Source organism: Pseudomonas fluorescens, assembly GCF_902497775.2.
GTDB lineage: Bacteria > Pseudomonadota > Gammaproteobacteria > Pseudomonadales > Pseudomonadaceae > Aquipseudomonas > Aquipseudomonas putida_F.
This window is the reverse complement of the sequence record NZ_OZ024668.1, coordinates 473,452-492,109: the sequence shown is the minus strand read 5'-3', so window position 1 is coordinate 492,109 and position 18,658 is coordinate 473,452. Positions and strand designations below refer to the sequence as shown.

16 protein-coding genes are annotated in these 18,658 nt (G+C 62.3%); 6 read left to right on the top strand and 10 right to left on the bottom strand.

Annotated elements, in window-relative coordinates:
* Positions 1-99 precede the first annotated feature (99 nt).
* Positions 100-1,107: a DUF481 domain-containing protein gene (locus tag F8N82_RS02405; RefSeq protein ID WP_038998892.1), complete on the bottom strand. Its 1,008-nt coding sequence runs from the start codon at positions 1,105-1,107 to the stop codon at positions 100-102.
* 152 nt (positions 1,108-1,259) lie between these two features.
* On the opposite strand from F8N82_RS02405, the gene F8N82_RS02400 reads away from it, so the two are divergent.
* Both F8N82_RS02400 and F8N82_RS02395 read left to right on the top strand, forming a co-directional pair.
* A complete protein-coding gene (locus F8N82_RS02400) occupies positions 1,260-1,613 on the top strand; it encodes an MGMT family protein (protein ID WP_038998891.1) in 354 nt (117 codons plus the stop codon).
* Positions 1,614-1,656: 43 nt separating this feature from the next.
* Positions 1,657-3,198 carry an AmpG family muropeptide MFS transporter gene (locus F8N82_RS02395; RefSeq protein WP_038998890.1) on the top strand — a complete coding sequence of 514 codons (1,542 nt, stop codon included), beginning with the start codon at positions 1,657-1,659 and terminating at the stop codon, positions 3,196-3,198.
* 24 nt (positions 3,199-3,222) lie between these two features.
* Here the strand turns inward: F8N82_RS02395 and F8N82_RS02390 are convergent, their stop codons facing one another.
* The 3 genes from F8N82_RS02390 to F8N82_RS02380 form a co-directional block, all read right to left on the bottom strand.
* A complete protein-coding gene (locus tag F8N82_RS02390; protein ID WP_038998888.1) occupies positions 3,223-4,473 on the bottom strand; it encodes an MFS transporter in 1,251 nt (416 codons plus the stop codon).
* Positions 4,474-4,627: 154 nt separating this feature from the next.
* Entirely contained in the window at positions 4,628-5,470 is an 843-nt protein-coding gene (locus tag F8N82_RS02385) for a mechanosensitive ion channel family protein (RefSeq protein WP_038998887.1), read from the bottom strand.
* Positions 5,471-5,586: 116 nt separating this feature from the next.
* The gene (locus F8N82_RS02380) at positions 5,587-6,072 is read right to left on the bottom strand and encodes a YajQ family cyclic di-GMP-binding protein (RefSeq protein ID WP_010220808.1); all 486 of its coding nucleotides are present in this window, start codon (positions 6,070-6,072) and stop codon (positions 5,587-5,589) included.
* Positions 6,073-6,185: 113 nt separating this feature from the next.
* Here F8N82_RS02380 and F8N82_RS02375 point away from each other — a divergent pair, with 113 nt between their 5' ends.
* The 3 genes from F8N82_RS02375 to F8N82_RS02365 are packed head-to-tail and all read left to right on the top strand — an operon-like array spanning position 6,186 to position 9,730.
* The gene (locus F8N82_RS02375; protein WP_038998886.1) at positions 6,186-7,103 is read left to right on the top strand and encodes a putative 2-dehydropantoate 2-reductase; all 918 of its coding nucleotides are present in this window, start codon (positions 6,186-6,188) and stop codon (positions 7,101-7,103) included.
* Positions 7,104-7,154: 51 nt separating this feature from the next.
* Entirely contained in the window at positions 7,155-9,167 is a 2,013-nt protein-coding gene (locus tag F8N82_RS02370; RefSeq protein ID WP_038998885.1) for a sensor histidine kinase, read from the top strand.
* 2 nt (positions 9,168-9,169) lie between these two features.
* A complete protein-coding gene (locus F8N82_RS02365; RefSeq protein WP_038998884.1) occupies positions 9,170-9,730 on the top strand; it encodes a cob(I)yrinic acid a,c-diamide adenosyltransferase in 561 nt (186 codons plus the stop codon).
* Between the two features lie 48 nt (positions 9,731-9,778).
* On the opposite strand, the gene F8N82_RS02360 is transcribed toward F8N82_RS02365, so the two are convergent.
* From F8N82_RS02360 to secA, 4 genes are all read right to left on the bottom strand, one after another.
* A complete protein-coding gene (locus F8N82_RS02360) occupies positions 9,779-10,723 on the bottom strand; it encodes a Nudix family hydrolase (RefSeq protein ID WP_038998883.1) in 945 nt (314 codons plus the stop codon).
* Positions 10,720-11,352: a glutathione S-transferase gene (locus tag F8N82_RS02355; protein WP_038998882.1), complete on the bottom strand. Its 633-nt coding sequence runs from the start codon at positions 11,350-11,352 to the stop codon at positions 10,720-10,722. The genes F8N82_RS02360 and F8N82_RS02355 overlap by 4 nt, the downstream gene beginning before the upstream one ends.
* 81 nt (positions 11,353-11,433) lie before the next feature.
* Positions 11,434-12,651, bottom strand: a complete 1,218-nt coding sequence (argJ, locus tag F8N82_RS02350; protein ID WP_038998881.1) for a bifunctional glutamate N-acetyltransferase/amino-acid acetyltransferase ArgJ — start codon at positions 12,649-12,651, stop codon at positions 11,434-11,436.
* Positions 12,652-12,777: 126 nt separating this feature from the next.
* Positions 12,778-15,510, bottom strand: coding sequence for a preprotein translocase subunit SecA (secA, locus tag F8N82_RS02345; RefSeq protein ID WP_038998880.1), 2,733 nt, complete (start codon positions 15,508-15,510; stop codon positions 12,778-12,780).
* A gap of 283 nt (positions 15,511-15,793) precedes the next feature.
* On the opposite strand from secA, the gene F8N82_RS02340 reads away from it, so the two are divergent.
* Positions 15,794-16,255, top strand: coding sequence for a DUF721 domain-containing protein (locus F8N82_RS02340; RefSeq protein ID WP_038998879.1), 462 nt, complete (start codon positions 15,794-15,796; stop codon positions 16,253-16,255).
* Positions 16,256-16,391: 136 nt separating this feature from the next.
* On the opposite strand, the gene lpxC is transcribed toward F8N82_RS02340, so the two are convergent.
* A complete protein-coding gene (lpxC, locus tag F8N82_RS02335) occupies positions 16,392-17,303 on the bottom strand; it encodes a UDP-3-O-acyl-N-acetylglucosamine deacetylase (RefSeq protein WP_028943297.1) in 912 nt (303 codons plus the stop codon).
* A 112-nt stretch (positions 17,304-17,415) separates the two neighbouring features.
* Positions 17,416-18,606 carry a cell division protein FtsZ gene (gene ftsZ / locus F8N82_RS02330; RefSeq protein ID WP_038998877.1) on the bottom strand — a complete coding sequence of 397 codons (1,191 nt, stop codon included), beginning with the start codon at positions 18,604-18,606 and terminating at the stop codon, positions 17,416-17,418.
* Positions 18,607-18,658 lie beyond the last annotated feature (52 nt).

The following is an 18,658-nucleotide window of genomic DNA, read 5'->3' as shown; positions in this document are numbered from 1 at the left end:
CCGCTCGATAATCGTCGTAATCCTGGCCGTGCGTGCAGAGGCACGACCAGGCTGGTTAACCGACAAAATAATCATTATCGCTCAGGCTTGCCAGCGTGCTTACCAGGCGACGCCGAAACCTGCGGTATAGCGGGTCTTGTCCAGGTCGCTGTCGCGGGTGCCGCTGATGATGTCTTTCTCGGCCTTGAGGTTGAGCGAGGCCCATTCGGTGACCTTGTAGCGCAGGCCGACTTCGGCATCCAGCGCGTATTCGGCGACGCCGCCCAGTGGCTTGCCGACTTCGCCATTGGTGAAGAACTCGACGCGTTTGCCGATGAGGTAGCGGTTGTAGTCCCACTTCATGGCCAGCGAGTAGAAGTTGTCCTTGCCGCCGTCGGCGTATTCATAGTCGGTACGGTTGACCAGCGAACCGAGCGAGAACGCCCCCAGCTCGTTGTCCCAGAACTGGTAACCCGGGCCGGTACCCACGGTGCGCTGGCGGGCGAGGTCTTCGATATGGTCACGCTTGTATTCCAGACGGCCCTGCCAGAACCACTTCTCGGTGATGAAGCGGTCCAGCGCGTATTCGGCGCTCCAGTTGTTGGTGGTGGTGACGTCGTCCTTGCTTTCGCGGTTGTATTCACCTTCAGCCTGGTGGCGCCAGCGGCCGTGGCGGGCGGTGGTCTTGAAGTCGATGTCGTAGTCGTCGCTGTTGGTTTCGGCGCGCTTGTAGTCCATGGCCAGGTCGACGTTGCCCTTCCACGACAGGTCTTCGACCACAGGCTTTGGCTTCATGATCTGCTGGATACTGGCCAGCTCGACGGTCTTGGGCGTCTCGCCATTGGCCAGGATGACCTTGCCGTTGTCCGCTGCCTGCAGCGACTTGGCCTTCTCGCCGGTGTAGGCGTCCTGCTTGACCAGCAGCTCCTGGTCGCTCTCCAGGGTCTTGACCTGTTTCCAGTCCAGGGCGATGGAGCCGCCGTAGGGGGTTTCGAGCAACAGTTTGCCGCCATCGAAGACCTTGATCTTGCCACTGAGCTTGTCACCGTTTTTCATCCATACGGTGTCGGCAAGGGCGGGGGAACAGGCAGCAGCGAGGGCAACGCACAACAGGGCTCTAGGCAACATAAGCGGCAACGGACTCGGGTTAGCGAAAAAAGTCGGGCATTATCCAGATACCCGCCATCAGAGCAAGGACTGACCTGCACCATGTCGATGAGTTCAATTCTTATTTGCCCGCTCTGCCCGGCGCTTCGCGCGCGCGATCGGCGAATCCGGCGATGAACGGGATTCCCGGCGATCCGACCGAAAGCACTGAGGCCCGACGAATGGCACTCTATCTGGTACTTGGCCAGGTGCCCGAGGGCAAAGTGATCAGCTACGGGGAGCTGGCGCAATTGGCTGGCCTTGGCCGCGCAGCGCGCTGGGTCGGGCGTACCCTCAGCCAATTGCCCAGCGACACCCAGTTACCCTGGCACCGGGTGCTGGGCGCCGGCGGGCGCCTGAGTCTGGCCCTGGGTACCCCTTCGGGCGATGAGCAGCGTGCCCGGCTACGGGCAGAAGGCATTACCCTGCACAATAATCGTGTGGATATGTTGCGCCATGGCTGGCGCCCGATGGAGCACAGCGGTTAGAGTGCGCGCTTTGTTTTCGTAAACTTGAGGCAGATGTTGGCCCATGCCCCGTAAAACCTGGCGCGCTGCGCTCGCTGCCTATGCCAGCCCGTCGACACTGGTGCTGTTGTTGCTCGGCTTTGCCGCCGGCTTGCCTTACATGCTGGTGTTTTCAACCCTGTCGGTATGGCTGCGCGAGGCCGGCGTGGCCCGTGAAACCATCGGTTATGCCAGCCTGATCGGCCTGGCCTATGCCTTCAAATGGGTGTGGTCACCGTTGCTCGACCAATGGCGCCTGCCGTTGCTCGGCAAACTCGGGCGCCGCCGCTCCTGGCTGGTGCTGTCGCAGATCCTGGTAGTCATCGGCCTGATCGGCATGGGCTTCTGCGACCCGCAAAAACACCTGTCGTGGCTGATTGCCCTGGCGGTGCTGGTGGCCTTTGCCTCGGCGACCCAGGACATCGCCGTCGATGCCTACCGCCTGGAAATCGCCGACGACCAGCGCCAGGCCGCGCTTGCCGCCAGCTACATGGCCGGCTACCGGGTTGCCGCGCTGCTGGCCACCGCCGGTGCGCTGTTCTTCGCCGAAGGTTTCGGCTCTACCGGTTTCAGCTACCTGCACAAAGCCTGGACCGGCACCTATGTGCTGTTCGGCGTCTTGATGCTGCCGGCCGTCATCACCACCCTGTTGATGCGTGAGCCGCCCGTGCCGCTGCGCACCCAACTGTCGGCGGCACGCTACGGCCTGGCCCACCAGCTGGTGTCGGTATTCGTACTGATCGTTCTGCTGGTGTCGGTACCGGCCACCTTCACCCAGCTGTACAACACCGATTTCGCCAGCGTGCTGTTCGAAGGCGTGAGCCTGCTCGACCTGCTGCTCGAAGACCGCGCCTTCCTGCGCGCGATCCTCTACATCACCCTCACCGCGCTGTGCCTGTCGGCCATGGGCCGCCGCGGCCTGGCGCCGGTGCTGACCCCGGTCAACGACTTCATCACCCGCTATCGCTGGCAAGCCCTGCTGCTGCTCGGGCTGATCGCCACTTACCGGATGTCCGACACGGTGATGGGCGTGATGGCCAACGTGTTCTACATCGACCAGGGCTTCACCAAGGACCAGATCGCCAGCGTCAGCAAGATCTTCGGCCTGATCATGACCCTGGTCGGCGCCGGTTTCGGTGGCCTGCTGATCGTGCGCTTCGGCATTTTACCGATTCTGTTCATCGGCGGCGTGGCTTCGGCGGCGACCAACATCCTGTTCCTGATGCTCGCCGACATGGGCGCCAACCTGCAGATGCTGATCGTGACCATCTCGCTGGACAACTTCAGCTCGGGCCTGGCCACCTCGGCGTTCGTCGCCTACCTGTCGAGCCTGACCAACCTGAAGTTCTCGGCAACCCAATACGCCCTGCTCAGCTCGATCATGCTGCTGTTGCCGCGGCTGATCGGCGGCTACTCAGGGGTCATGGTGGAGAAGTTCGGCTACCACGACTTCTTCCTGATCACCGCCCTGCTCGGCGTGCCGACCCTGATCCTGATCGCCCTGCAATGGCGCCAGGAGCGCGGCAAGCCAGAGCCGGTCGAGGACCAGGTTGCAGAACGCCCCTGAGCCGCGCTGAGGCTATCGCCGGAGTTACTCCGGGATAGCCTCGGGCATATCGCCAGAAGCGCTCAGAACGACCCTCAGCGGCCATAGCGCCAGAATCCCCGCAGCGCCTGCCGCCAGCGCGAAGTGCACCAGGCTGGCGCCAGCGCCGAGCATCGCCAGCAACGCCCCGCCAAGGCCCAGCAGGGCAATGGTGATCATCCCCAGCATCGCTGATACCAGGCCCTTGCTCTGCTCGCTGGAGAACAGCGTCATGCGATACAACACGGCGTTGGCGATACCCAGGCCCAGTGCATACACCGACATGCCGATCACCAGGCTCAGTACCGAAGGCAACAGCCAGGTGCCCAGCATCATCCCCAGCAAGCCAATCAGGAACGGCCACAACGCCAGACGTACCAGGGCGGTAAGCGCGTAGCGATCGGCAATCCGGTTGATCACCAGGTTGCCGAGGATCAGCCCGCCGAACACCGGCAATTGCCACAGGGCGTAATCCAGGGTGCTCAGGCCCTCGTCGTTGATCAACAGCACCGGCGACAGGCCGATCCAGCCGATCAGCGGCAAGCCGACCAGGCCCAGGGCGGCACTGCCGGCGACAAAACGGCGGTTGGCCAACAGTTGCCCGTAACCGGCCAGCAACGGCAGCAGGTGGATCGGCTGGAATGCCAGGCGCGAGCCGTCGCGGCGCTCGACGCCGAGGGTTTCCGGCATGAACCGGTACAGGGCAAACCAGGCCAGCACCGCCGCCGCGCCGAACAGCACGAACAGCCAGCGCCAGGACACCCACTCCAGCAGCAGGGTACCGACCAGCGGGCCGAGCAGTGGCGACAGCAAGGCGATATTGGCCAGCAGGGCCATCATCCGCACTGCGTCTGCCTCACTGAACGCCTCGTTGAGCGCCGGGTAGCTGACCGTCACGACAAACCCCAGGCCAATGCCCTGCAGCAGGCGCAGCAGGTTGAACAGCTCGATGCTCTGCACCCAGAAGGTGGCGATGCAGGCCAGGCAAAAGAACGCGCAGCCACCCAGCAGCAGCGGTCGACGGCCATAGCGGTCGGCCAGCGGACCGATCAGCCATTGCAGCACGACGCCACCGAGCAGGTAGAGGTTCAGCGCATGGGGAATGAATTCGGGGCTGGCGTTCAGGTCACCGACCACCACCGGCATGGCCGGCATCACCACATCACTGGCGAGGTAGGTAAGCAATTCGAACAGCGCCAGGGTCATGGCGAAACAAAACGCCCGTAACGGCGTGATGTTGATCAGGGGGGTAAGCATGATAAGACCGGGCAAACAGAAGTAAGCGAGCCTATATGCCAGAAAGCACCGGGCGCAGATAGCGCGAAGACGTGAACAAGTGTAATGGCTGCTGAAAGCATCGCGGGGCAAGCCCGCTCCCACCTGGTAGGAGCGGGCTTGCCCCGCGAAAGGTTTACTGCACCGCCGCTTCCTGCACCACGCGGATCACCCGCTGCGGAAAGGGAATATCGATGCCCTCGGCCTTCAGACGGTCACGGGCATGCTCATTGAGCATGAACATCACATCCCAGTAGTCGGCAGTGTTGACCCAGATACGCAGCGATACGGTGATCGAGCTGTCGCCCAGGGTCGAAATCACCGCCTGTGGCGCCGGGTCCTGGTGCACCCGTGGGTCCTGGGCCAGTTCCAGCAGCACGTTGCGGGCCTTTTGCAGGTCGGCGTCGTAATCAACGCCAACATCGAATACCACCTTGCGCGTCGGCTGGCGGTTGGTGTTGGTGATGATGCCGTTGGACAGGCTGCCGTTGGGCAGGATCACAGTCTTGTTGTCGCCGGTACGCAGCACGGTATGGAAGATCTGGATGCTGTCGACGGTACCCGACACACCCTGGGCTTCGATCCAGTCACCGATACGGAACGGGCGGAACAGCAGGATCAGCACGCCGCCCGCGAAGTTGGCCAGGCTGCCCTGCAGAGCCAGACCGATGGCCAGGCCCGCAGCACCGATGGCGGCGACAAACGAGGTGGTCTCGATGCCGATCATCGACGCCACGCTGACGATCAGCAGGATCTTCAGAATGATGTTGGCCAGGCTGCTGATGAAGCCTTGCAGGGCCAGGTCGGCATTGCGCAGGGCCAACAGTTTGCCCAGACGATAAGTGACCTTGTTGATCACCCACCAGCCAATGGCCAGGGTCAGCAGTGCCAGCAACAGGCGGCTGCCGTACTCCATGATCATTGGAAGCCAGGTTTGCGAAGCTTTGACCAGCTGGTCGACCTCAGCGTTTAAATCCATCGTGTGTTCTCCTGATGCCGGGCGGCAAAGAGCTGAAAAAGACCTGCCGCAAACGTTTCAGCGGCACCTCGGCCCTCGGACGCCAAAAAGGCGCCAAGGTTCCGGGCTCCGTGACTTCAGTCGCGGAAATTGTTGAACTGCAGCGGCATGCCGAACTCTTTGGCGCGCAGGGCGGCGATGGCCTCTTGCAGGTCGTCGCGCTTCTTGCCGGTGACACGAACCTGCTCGCCCTGGATGGCGGCCTGGACCTTGAGCTTGGCGTCCTTGATATGCGCGACGATCTTCTTCGCCAGTTCTTTATCGATACCCTCTTTGAGCACCGCTTCCTGCTTCATGACCTTGCCCGAGGCGAAGGCGTCCTTCACTTCCAGGCACTGCACGTCGATCTTGCGCTTGACCAGGGCCAGCTTGAGAATGTCGATCATCGCCTCGAGCTGGAATTCGGCTTCGGCGGTCAGGTTGACGGTCAGTTCCTTTTCCTTGAACTCGAAGCTGCCCTTGCCCTTGAGGTCATAACGGCGGTCCAGTTCCTTGACCGCGTTTTCCACGGCGTTGGTGACTTCGTGCTTGTCCAGTTCCGATACCACGTCGAACGACGGCATACCTTTTCTCCAAAAAATAAAGGCACCCTCGCGGCTCTGCTGAAAGAGCGCGATGGAGCGCGCAGGGTTTGACGGTTAAAATACCGGATCATTATAACGGTTGCGAAACGCTGATGAGCAGCACCTGGCATATTCTCGGCGCCGGCAGTCTGGGCAGCCTCTGGGCCTGTCGGCTGGCCCGTGCAGGTAAACCGGTCCGGCTGATCCTGCGCGACAAGGCGCGCGTGCAGGCTTATCAAGCCGCGGGCGGCCTGACCCTGGTCGAACAGGGCAAGGCGCAACTGCAGGCGATCCCGGCGCAACTGGCCGACGACAACACGCCGATCCACCGTTTGCTGGTGGCCTGCAAGGCCTACGACGCCGAACAGGCAGTGGCGCAACTGGCGCCGCGCCTGGCCAAGGATGCCGAGCTGATTCTGTTGCAGAACGGCCTGGGCAGCCAGGAAGCGGTGGCCAACCGTGTGCCCCACGCCCGTTGCGTGTTCGCCTCCAGCACCGAAGGCGCGTTCCGCGAGCAGGACTGGCAGGTGAATTTCGCCGGTCACGGCTTCAACTGGCTGGGCGATCCGGCCAACCCCGGCGCCCCGGACTGGCTCGATGACCTGAGCGACGCCGGCATTCCCCACCAGTGGACCCCGGACATCCTTACCCGCCTGTGGCGCAAGCTGGCGCTCAACTGTGCGATCAACCCGCTGACCGTGCTGCATGATTGTCGCAATGGCGGCCTGCAAGCGCATCACTGCGAAGTCGCCACCCTGTGTGGCGAACTTGCCGAGCTCCTGCAGTACTGCGGCCAGCCACAAGCTGCCGAGGGCCTGGTCGATGAAGTCGAACGGGTGATCCACGCCACTGCGGCCAACTACTCTTCCATGTACCAGGATGTTCGCCACGGCCGGCGCACCGAGATCCACTTCCTGCTCGGCCATGCCTGCCGCACCGCCAGCCGTCACGGCCGGCAGCTGCCGCACCTGGAACGGCTGTACCGGCGCCTGGTCGAACACCTGAACACGCGCGGATTGCCCAGCGACTGAGCACGGCGCTACCCTGCCCTTTCACCTACCGACCGGGATTACGCCTTTCACATGACCTTGCGCGAACGCCTGGAGAACCTGCCGGTCGGCCAGAAATTGCTGGCCGCCCTGCTGGTGTTGTTGATCACCATCCTGTTGGTGGCCAACCTGACCTTTATCAGCGCCGCCTACTGGATTTCCCAGGAGAGCATGGCCCCGCAGGCGCTGCAGACCATCGGCCGGCTGGTGTCCAACCCGCAACTGGCGCAACAGGCCAGCGATTCGCCGGAAGCCGCCAAGGTCCTGCTCAAGGAACTCGACAGCTACACCCCGCTGCGCGCCGCCGCCCTGTACGGCAGCGACGGCAAGATGCTCGCGCAACTGCAGCACGGCGAAGCCCTGCCACTGCCCAAGCGCTACCGCAACATCGAGAACTGGCGCCTCACCGAATTTCGCAGTACGCAACTGGTGAACCTGCCGCGCGCGGATGGCCCGCCCGGGCACCTGTTGCTGGTGGCCAGCAGCGAACTGCCGATGGCCTTCTACACCGGCACCCTGACCGCCAGCCTGGGTATCCTGGTGTTCAGTATCCTGCTGTGGATGATCATCGCCCGGCAGATCAAGCGCCTGATCACTCAACCGATCTACCAGCTCGAAGAGCTCTCGCGCCAGGTCACCCGCGAAGAAAACTACGCCCTGCGCGCCAAACGCGGCAACGATGACGAAATCGGCAGCCTGGCCGACGCGTTCAACACCATGCTCTCGCGCATCGAAGCCCGCGAGCAGCAGCTCAAGCGCACCCGCGACGAGTTCCAGGACGCCTACGACCAGGCTCAGGGCCTGGCCGAGGAAACCCGCCACACCAACCGCAAGCTGGAGCTGGAAGTCCAGGTGCGCAGTAAGATCGAGAAAAAACTCACCGGCTTTCAGAATTATCTCAACAGCATCATCGACTCCATGCCCTCGGCGCTGATTGCCCTCGACGAACAGCTCTACGTCACCCAGTGGAACCAGGAAGCCAGCGCGCTTTCCGGCACGCCGCTGGACGAGGCGCTGAACCAACCGATCTTCCTCGCCTTCGAACCGCTCAAGCCGTTCCTGCCGCAGCTCAAGGAGAGCGTCGAGAAGCATCGGGTAGCGAAGATCGAGCGAGTGACCTGGACCAAGGACGACGACGCCCGCCACTACGCCCTGACCTTCTACCCGCTGATGGGCGGCGGTGGCCGTGGCGTGGTGATCCGCATCGACGACATCACCCAGCGCCTGTCGCTGGAAGAAATGATGGTGCAATCGGAGAAAATGCTCTCGGTCGGCGGCCTGGCGGCGGGCATGGCCCACGAGATCAACAACCCTCTGGGCGCCATCCTGCACAACGTGCAGAACATTCGCCGGCGGCTGTCGCCGGATCTGGCCAAGAACCTTGAACAAGCCGACGAGATCGGCATCGATCTACCTACCGTCAACCGCTACCTGGAAAGCCGCGAAGTGCCGCAGTTGCTCGACGGCATCCAGCAGGCCGGTGCCCGCGCGGCAAAAATCGTCACCCACATGCTCAGTTTCAGCCGCCGCAGCAACCGCCAGCTGGCGCCTTGCGACCTGCCGGCGCTGATCGACCAGGCGGTGGAAATTGCCGGCAACGACTTCGACCTGACCATCGGCTTCGACTTCAAAGGCCAAGCCATCGTCCGTCAGTTCGACCCCAACCTCGGCCCGGTGCCGTGCACTGCCAACGAACTGGAACAGGTGCTGCTCAACTTGCTGAAAAACGCCGCCCAGGCCATTCACCTGCGCCAGGACGACAGCGAGCCCGGGCGCATCACCCTGCGTACCCGGCTCAACCCGCCCTGGGCGGAGATCCAGGTCGAGGACAACGGCATCGGCATGCCCGAAGCGGTGCGCAAACGCACCTTCGAGCCATTCTTCACCACCAAGGAAATCGGCCAGGGCACGGGCTTGGGCCTGTCGGTGTCGTATTTCATCATCACCAACAATCACAAGGGGCAGATGGAAGTGCAATCGGCACCGGGCCAGGGCACCTGCTTCACCTTGCGCCTACCGCTTGCCCCACTGAAAACGGAGTCTTGAGCATGGGTTTTCGTTTGTCGAAGATCTACACCCGCACCGGCGACAAAGGTGAAACCGGCCTGGGCGATGGCCGCCGTGTGCCCAAGGACCACCCGCGGATCGAAGCCATTGGCGAGGTGGACAGCCTCAACAGCCAGTTGGGATTGCTGCTGGCCGGGTTGGCCGAACAGGGGCTGGATGAGCTCAGTGAGGTGTTGGCCCCTTGTCAGCACCGGCTGTTCGATCTGGGTGGGGAATTGGCGATGCCAGCCTATCAGGCGTTGAACAATGCTGAAGTGGAGCGCCTGGAAGCGGCTATCGACCGCTGGAACGAAGAGCTGGGGCCGCTGGAGAACTTCATCCTGCCCAGTGGCTCGGCGCTGATTGCCCAGGCCCACGTGTGCCGCAGCCTGGCCCGCAGTACCGAGCGGCGTTGCCAGCAGTTGAACAGTGTCGAGCCCTTGGCCGGGGTGGGGCTGGCGTATATCAACCGGTTGTCGGATTTGCTGTTTGTCGCGGCGCGGTTGATAGCGCGGCGCCAGGGGGTGGCCGAGGTGTTGTGGCAGGCTGCAGCCAAACCCTAAGGGCCTCATCGCTGGCTTGCCAGCGATGGGCTGCAACGCAGCCCTTGTTCAGACCTCAGGCCAGAACGCGCGGATCCCCGCTACCCCTTGAGCCCCGTTCAACCAAGCCTTGTCCCGCTCAGCAACACCCACACCACCGAGCAGATACACCGGCTTGTTGAAGCCGTCGATCAGTTGCTGCGCCTGCTCCCAGCCCAATGGCACGGCATCCGGGTGGGTCTGGGTCGCCTGCACCGGCGACAGGGTGACGAAATCCACGCCCATCTGCTCGGCCAACGCCAGTTCTTCAGCGTTGTGGCAAGACGCCGCCAGCCAGCGTTCCTTGGGGAACGGCCGGCCTTTGCTGGCGTACTTGCGCAGTTGCTCGGAGGTCAGGTGCCAACCGGCCGCGGGGAAATCCCCCAGCCACTCCAGCGGCCCCTTGAGCATCAGTTGCGCCTTGCCGGCGCACAGCCCGACCGCATCCACCGCGACATCGCGGTACTTGGGGTCGTACATGTTCGGCGCCCGCAGTTGCACCAGCTTGATCCCGCCGGCAATGGCCTTCTGGATGCCACGCAGCATCTGCGGGACTTCCAGGCCTTCGGGGGTGATCAGGTATTCAGCCGGCAAACGCGCGGCGGCGACGATCGGCTGGTTGGCTTCGGGGAAGTCGTAATCCGCCAGTTCCCGCGCGCTCACCCAGGCCAGGGGCTGGCCTTCGGCGCCATGGGGCTCGCCAGTAAAGCCGTTGACCTCCCAGACATCCAGCAGCACCTGCTTGTCCGGGTAATCGTGTTTGACCTTGATCAGCGGCCGGGCTGCCGTGACGACGATGCCCAGCTCTTCCTGCAGCTCACGGGCCAGGGCCAACTCGACTGCTTCGCCCTCTTCGACCTTGCCGCCGGGGAATTCCCACAGGCCGCCCTGATGCTGGCTGTCAGCTCGGCGGGCAATCAGGATGCGCCCGTCGCTGCTACGGATGACCGCGGCGGCTACATGTACACGTTTCACCCTTCACGCTCCGCCAGGCCAGCTTTTTGCCAGGCCTGGAAGGCTGGCCACTGGTAGATGGTTTCGATATAAGCCGCCGCGTCTGCCGGTACTTCAACCCGGTAGGTGCGCAGGCGCACGGCGATCGGGGCAAAGAAGGCGTCGGCCAGGCTCAGGCTGCCGAACAGGTACGGGCCGGCCTCTTTGGCTGCCAGGCGGCATTCGGACCAGAGCGCGACAATGCGGTCGATGTCGACTTGCACGTCCAGCGGCATGGTTTCCAGCGCTTGATCCCGGGACAGGTCGAACGGCATGTTGCCGCGCAGGGCGAAGAAGCCGCTGTGCATCTGCGCGCAGGCTGAACGGGCCTGGGCACGGGCAGCGATGTCGGTGGGCCAGAGGTTGGCTTGAGGATGACGCTCGGCCAGGTACTCGGCGATCGCCAGGGAGTCGGCAATTACGCCGTGTTCGCTTTTGAGCAGCGGCACTTTGCCGGTGGGCGAATGCTCGAGCAGGCGCTGACGGGTATCGGCCTGGTTGAGTTTGATCAGGGTTTCATCATAGGAAGCACCGGCCAGCTCCAGGGCCAGGGCGGCGCGCAGCGACCAGGAGGAATACAGCTTGTCGCCGATGATCAGGTGGTAGCTCATGGTTCAGCTCCGTCAGGGACTTTTCGCGGGGCAAGCCCGCTCCTACAGGTTTTGTAGGAGCGGGCTTGCCCCGCGATGAGGTTAGGTACGGTATTCGGCGTTGATTTTCACGTACTCGTGGGACAGGTCAGTGGTCCAGATGGTTTCGCTGCACTGGCCACGGCCCAGCTCGATACGGATGGTGATCTCTTCCCGGGCCATGACCGCCGAGCCCTGGGCTTCGGTGTAGCTGGCGCTGCGCCCGCCCTTGCTGGCGATACACACATCACCCAGGTACACGTCGATCAGGCTGACGTCCAGGTCCGGCACACCGGCACGGCCAACGGCAGCAAGGATCCGGCCCCAGTTCGGGTCGGAGGCGAACAGCGCGGTCTTGATCAGCGGCGAGTGGGCCACGGCGTAGCCGACATCCAGGCACTCTTGATGATTGCCGCCGCCGTTGACTTCAACGGTGACGAACTTGGTCGCGCCTTCGCCGTCACGGACGATGGCCTGGGCCACTTCCATACACACGTCGAACACGGCTTTTTTCAGCGCTTCAAACAGCGGGCCGCTGGCTTCGGTGACTTCGGCGACGTCGGCCTTGCCGGTGGCAATCAACATGCAGCAGTCGTTGGTCGAGGTGTCGCCGTCGATGGTGATGCGGTTGAACGACTTGTTGGCGCCGTCGAGGATCAGGTCCTTGAGCACCGCCGGGGCCACCTTGGCGTCGGTGGCGATGTAACCGAGCATGGTCGCCATGTTCGGGCGAATCATGCCTGCACCCTTGCTGATGCCGGTGACGGTAATGGTCACGCCGTCGTGCTGGAACTGGCGGCTGGCGCCTTTTGGCAGGGTGTCGGTGGTCATGATGCCGGTAGCGGCAGCGGCCCAGTTGTTTTCCGACAGGTCATCCAGGGCAGCCTGCAGGGCGCCTTCGATCTTCTCGACCGGCAGCGGCTCACCGATCACGCCGGTGGAGAATGGCAGCACGGCGCTGGCATCGACGCCAGTCAGCTCGGCCAGCTTGGCGCAGGTGCGCTCGGCCGCAGCCAAGCCCGGCGCGCCGGTGCCGGCGTTGGCGTTGCCGGTGTTGGTCAGCAGGTAGCGCACGGTGCCCTGTACGCGCTGCTTGGCGAGGATCACCGGGGCGGCGCAGAAGGCGTTCAGGGTGAACACGCCGGCGACGCTGGAGCCTTCGGCGCAGCGCATCACCACCACGTCCTTGCGCCCAGGGCGCTTGATGCCCGCAGAGGCGATGCCGAGTTCAAAACCTGGAACCGGGTGCAACGTTGGCAAAGGACCAAGACCAACAGCCATGAAAGCGCTCCTAGAAAAAATGCACCGGGTCGAGATTACCGGCGCTTGAGATGGAACAACGCCGCGACGGTGAGGACCAGTCGCGGCGCGGTGTTCAGATGTCAGCGAGGTGCAACGACGGTGTGATCAGTCGATCTTGCCGTGGCACTGCTTGAACTTCTTGCCCGAACCGCACCAGCATGGCTCGTTGCGGCCCAGCTTCTGCTCGTTGCGTACAGGCGCGGTGGCCACGGCAACGTCAGCGCCCTCTTCCTGCGGCTGCGCTTCCAGGCCAGGGGCCTCGGCGTGCTGGAACTGCATGCGTGCGGCCAGTTCTTCGGCTTCGCGGCGCAGACGGGCTTCTTCCTCGACCGGATCTTCGCGGCGCACCTGAACGTGCGAGAGCACGCGGATGGTGTCGCGCTTGATCGAATCGAGCAGTTCCTGGAACAGGTTGAACGACTCGCGCTTGTACTCCTGCTTCGGGTTCTTCTGCGCATAGCCGCGCAGGTGGATACCGTGACGCAGGTGGTCCATGGTCGACAGGTGGTCTTTCCACAGGTCGTCCAGTACACGCAGCAGGATCTGCTTCTCGAAGGTGCGCAGGGCTTCGGCGCTGGCCTGCTCTTCCTTCTCGTTGTAGGCCGCCAGCAACTCGGTCATGAGCTTGGCGCGCAGGGTTTCTTCGTACAGGTGGTCGTCTTCGTCGAGCCATTGCTGGATCGGCAGCTTGACCCCGAAATCGCTGGCCAGGGCCCCTTCCAGGCCGGCTACGTCCCACTGCTCGGGCAGCGACTGTGGCGGAATGTGCTGGGCGACGGTGGCGTCGAGCACTTCCTGGCGGAAGTCGGCGATGGTGTCGCCAATGTTGTCGGCTGCCAGCAGGCTGTTACGCATGTGGTAGATGACTTTACGTTGTTCGTTGGCGACGTCGTCGAATTCCAGCAGCTGTTTGCGAATGTCGAAGTTGCGACCTTCGACCTTGCGCTGGGCTTTTTCGATGGCGTTGGTGACCATGCGGTGCTCGATGGCCTCACCGGACTGCATGCCCAGCGCCTTCATGAAGTTCTTCACCCGGTCAGAGGCGAAGATACGCATCAGGCTGTCTTCCAGCGACAGGTAGAAGCGGCTCGAACCCGGGTCGCCCTGACGGCCGGAACGGCCACGCAGCTGGTTGTCGATACGGCGCGATTCGTGACGCTCGGAAGCGATCACGTGCAGGCCACCGGACTCGATCACCTGCTGGTGACGCTTCTGCCAGTCGGCCTTGATCTGCGCGATCTGCTCAGGGGTCGGGCTCTCCATGGCGGCGACTTCGACTTCCCAGTTACCGCCCAGGAGGATGTCGGTACCGCGACCGGCCATGTTGGTGGCGATGGTCAGCGCACCCGGGCGACCGGCCTGGGCAATGATCTCGGCTTCTTTTTCGTGGTACTTGGCGTTGAGGACCTTGTGATCGATACCTTCCTTCTGCAGCAGATTGGACATGTGCTCGGAGGTTTCGATGGTCGCAGTACCCACCAGGACCGGACGACCCTGGGTCATGCTTTCCTTGATGTCGGCAATGATCGCCTGGTACTTCTCGTCGGCGGTCAGGTACACCAGGTCGTTGAAGTCCTTGCGGGCCAACGGCTTGTTCGGCGGGATCACCATCACGTTGAGGCCGTAGATCGACTGGAACTCGAACGCTTCGGTGTCGGCGGTACCGGTCATGCCGGACAGCTTGTTGTACAGGCGGAAGTAGTTCTGGAAGGTGGTCGACGCCAGGGTCTGGCTCTCGGCCTGGATGTTCAGGTTCTCTTTCGCTTCGATCGCCTGGTGCAGGCCTTCGGACAGACGACGGCCCGGCATGGTACGGCCGGTGTGTTCGTCGATCAGCAGGATCTGGCCGTCCTGGACGATGTACTCGATGTTGCGATGGAACAGCTTGTGCGCGCGCAGGCCGGCGTAGACGTGGGTCAGCAGGCCCAGGTTGTGCGCCGAGTAGAGGCTCTCGCCCTCGGCCAGCAGGCCGACCTGGGTGAGCATCTCTTCGATGAACTGGTGACCGGCTTCGTTGAGTTCAACCTGACGGCTCTTCTCGTCGATGCTGTAATGGCCTTCCTGGGTAACCTGGCCCTCGACTTCCTCGATGTGCTGCTTGAGGCGCGGGATCAGCTTGTTGATCTCGATGTACAGCTTGGAGCTGTCTTCGGCCTGGCCGGAGATGATCAGCGGTGTACGGGCTTCGTCGATCAGGATGGAGTCGACTTCGTCGATCACGGCGAAATTCAGCTCGCGCTGGAATTTCTCTTCCATGCTGAAGGCCATGTTGTCGCGCAGGTAGTCGAATCCGAATTCGTTGTTGGTGCCGTAGGTGATGTCGGCAGCATAGGCGATGCGCTTCTCTTCCGGCGGCTGGAACGGTGTGACGACACCGACGGTCAGGCCGAGGAATTCGTACAGCGGACGCATCCAGTTGGCGTCGCGGCGGGCCAGGTAGTCGTTCACCGTGACCACGTGCACGCCTTTGCCCGACAAGGCATTGAGGTACACGCCCAGGGTTGCGACCAAGGTCTTGCCTTCACCGGTACGCATTTCTGCGATCATGCCTTCGTGCAAGGTCATGCCGCCGATCAGCTGCACATCGAAGTGACGCATGCCCATGACCCGCTTGCCCGCTTCACGGGCAACCGCGAAGGCTTCAGGCAACAGTTGGTCGAGGGTCTCGCCTTTGGCCAGGCGCTCTTTGAACTCTGCGGTCTTGGCGCGCAGCTGCTCATCCGAGAGGGCCACCATCTGCTCTTCGAAGGCATTGACGATCTGTACCGTCTTGAGCATGCGTTTGACTTCACGCTCGTTCTTGCTTCCAAAAAGTTTTTTTAACAAAGGCGCAAACATATCGGCAGGATCTTCCACACGTGGGGATGGAGGGCGGCCCCGTAAGTCGCCCGTGCAGCCCTAATGGCCGCATGCGAACGAGCATTCTACCCGGAAACGATGGTGAGGAAAGTGGCGGATTTCCACGATGCTGGCACAGCGCTTTGACGGGGCTTGGTTAAAATAAGGCCTTTTTCGCCAACTTCAACCCATTGCAACATGAAGTTTTGCCCTTGCAGCCCAAACAAGGCCTGTCCCGGGCGATCTGCTAAGATGGCAGCTCTGTAACTTCAGGTGTCCCTTCATGGCTTTTCGACCTTCGCCCGCTCGCGCCCCCGCTGTTCTTCTGCGCGAAGCCCGGCCGCTCAAAGCCCTGTTCAACCATGCCCAGCGCCTGGCGCATCTGCAGAAGCTGCTGGATAGCCAATTGCAGCCAGCGGCTCGCGAGCATTGTCATCTCGCCTCCTGGCGCGAAGGCACGCTGCTGCTGATCGTCACCGATGGCCACTGGGCCACCCGCCTGCGTTACCAGCAAAAACGCCTGCAACGCCAGCTACAGACCCTCGAGGCCTTTGCCAGCCTGACCCGGATCCAGTTCAAGGTGCAACCGCCAACCACCCAGAGCCGCGCCGCAGGCCATACCGCCGATCTGTCGACCCGGGCGGCCGAGAGCATCCAGGCAACGGCTGAAGGAATCAGCGATCCGAAGTTGCGCGCAGCGCTGGAGCGGCTGGCCAGCCATGCGCGGGACAAGGATCCCGAGTAGGAGCAGCGGTGCGATGCGTCTGAAACAAAACCGCTATCGCGGGGCAAGCCCGCTCCTACAGAGAACCCCGCAGCCGCCCAATAAAAAAGGCCACCCGAAGGTGGCCCAAAAAAACTAAAGAAGAGAGTGTTCGTACTTACACTGCCGCAACCGGACGCATGTAAGAGATCGGTGCCGTGCTGGCATCTTCGAAAGTCACCACTTCCCAGGCGTCTGTTTCCTCGATCAGCTTGCGCAGCAGCTGGTTGTTCAGCGCGTGTCCGGACTTGTAGCCCTTGAACTCGCCGATCAGGCTGTTACCCAACAGGTAGAGGTCGCCGATGGCGTCGAGGATCTTGTGCTTGACGAATTCGTCTTCATAGCGAAGACCGTCTTCGTTGAGCACGCCGTCCTTGTCGACCACGATGGCGTTTTCCACACTGCCACCGAGTGCGAGGTTGTGCTTGCGCAGGTACTCGATGTCGCTCATGAACCCGAAGGTACGGGCGCGGCTGACTTCCTTCACAAACGAGGTGCTGGAAAAGTCCACGCTGGCACTTTGAGTCCGGTTGCGGAACACCGGGTGATCGAAATCGATCTCGAAACTCACCTTGAACCCGTCGAATGGCAGGAAAGTAGCGCGCTTGTCGCCGTCTTCCACTGTCACTTCGCGCAGGATGCGGATGAACTTCTTGGCTGCGTCCTGTTCTTCCAGGCCGGCAGATTGAATCAGGAATACAAAGGGCCCAGCGCTACCGTCCATGATCGGCACTTCGGACGCGGAGAGCTCGACGTAGGCGTTATCGATGCCCAGGCCAGCCATGGCCGAGAGCAAGTGCTCAACCGTGTCTACCTTGGTATCGCCATTGACCAGTGTCGTCGACATGGTGGTCTCGCCAACGTTGGCCGCGCGGGCGGGAATTTCCACCACGGGGTCGAGGTCGGCACGGCGAAATACGATGCCGGTATCCACAGGTGCAGGTTTGAGGGTCAGGTAAACCTTTTCCCCGGAGTGCAGGCCGACACCTGTGGCACGGATAATATTCTTCAGGGTGCGTTGTTTAATCATGGCATTGGCCGCTTCAGCGCAAATTGCGAACTGGTATCAACAAAGGCTGAGGATAATACCAGACCCGGCCTTTGCTGAACACCAATCACCCTTATACCCCTGATAAATTTCATTAATCGGCCTGACGACGCAGGAATGCCGGGATGTCCAGGTAGTCCAGATCGTCTTGTGGATTAAGTTTTGCAGCAGCGGCAGCACCGGCGTGAGCCTGGTTGCGCATCACGGTCGGACGCTCCAGGTCACGGTAGTTCACCGAAGACTGCTCGTTGCGTACAGGGGCCGGTGCCGGGGTTTGCGCCGCAGCGGTCTGCATGGTGTTGTCGATAACCTTGACCGGCTTCTCGATTTTCGCACCCAGGCCAGTGGCAACCACGGTAACGTGCAGCTCATCGCGCATATCCGGATCGATAACAGTACCGACCTTGACCATAGCGTGATCGGAAGCGAAGGCTTCGATGATGCTGCCGACGTCCGAGTATTCGCCCAGCGACAGGTCAGGACCTGCGGTGATGTTGACCAGGATGCCGCGAGCGCCCTGCAGGTTGACGTCTTCGAGCAGCGGGTTACGGATCGCTGCCTCAGTCGCTTCACGTGCACGGTTAGGACCGCTGGCGCAGCCGGTCCCCATCATGGCCATGCCCATCTCGCTCATCACGGTACGCACGTCGGCGAAGTCGACGTTGATCATGCCCGGACGCTTGATGATGTCGGAGATACCGCGAACGGCACCGGCCAATACGTCGTCAGCCTTGGCGAAAGCCGACAGCAGGCTTGCGTCCTTGCCGAGGATGGTCAGCAGCTTCTCGTTGGGGATGGTGATCAGCGAATCGACGCTGTCAGCCAGTGCACGGATGCCCTCGTCGGCAATCTGCATGCGCTTGCGGCCTTCGAACGGGAACGGCCGGGTGACCACGGCAACGGTGAGGATGCCCAGCTCCTTGGCCACTTCGGCGATGATTGGCGCCGCACCGGTACCGGTACCGCCGCCCATGCCGGTGGTGATGAACACCATGTTGGTGCCTTGCAGCACTTCGGCAATGCGCTCACGGTCTTCCAGCGCGGCCTGACGGCCGACTTCCGGATTGGCACCGGCACCCAGGCCCTTGGTCACGCCGGTCCCCAGTTGCAGGATGGTGCGCGCGCCGATGTTTTTCAGCGCTTGAGCATCAGTGTTGGCGCAGATGAATTCGACGCCTTCGATGTTGCTCTTGACCATGTGATTGACGGCGTTGCCACCGCCGCCACCGACGCCGATCACTTTGATGACCGGACTTTGCGGGACGTTGTCTACGAGCTCGAACATTTTCCCTCTCCTTACAGTTCTCTAGTTTTTTGCGCCTACTACTACTGCTTTG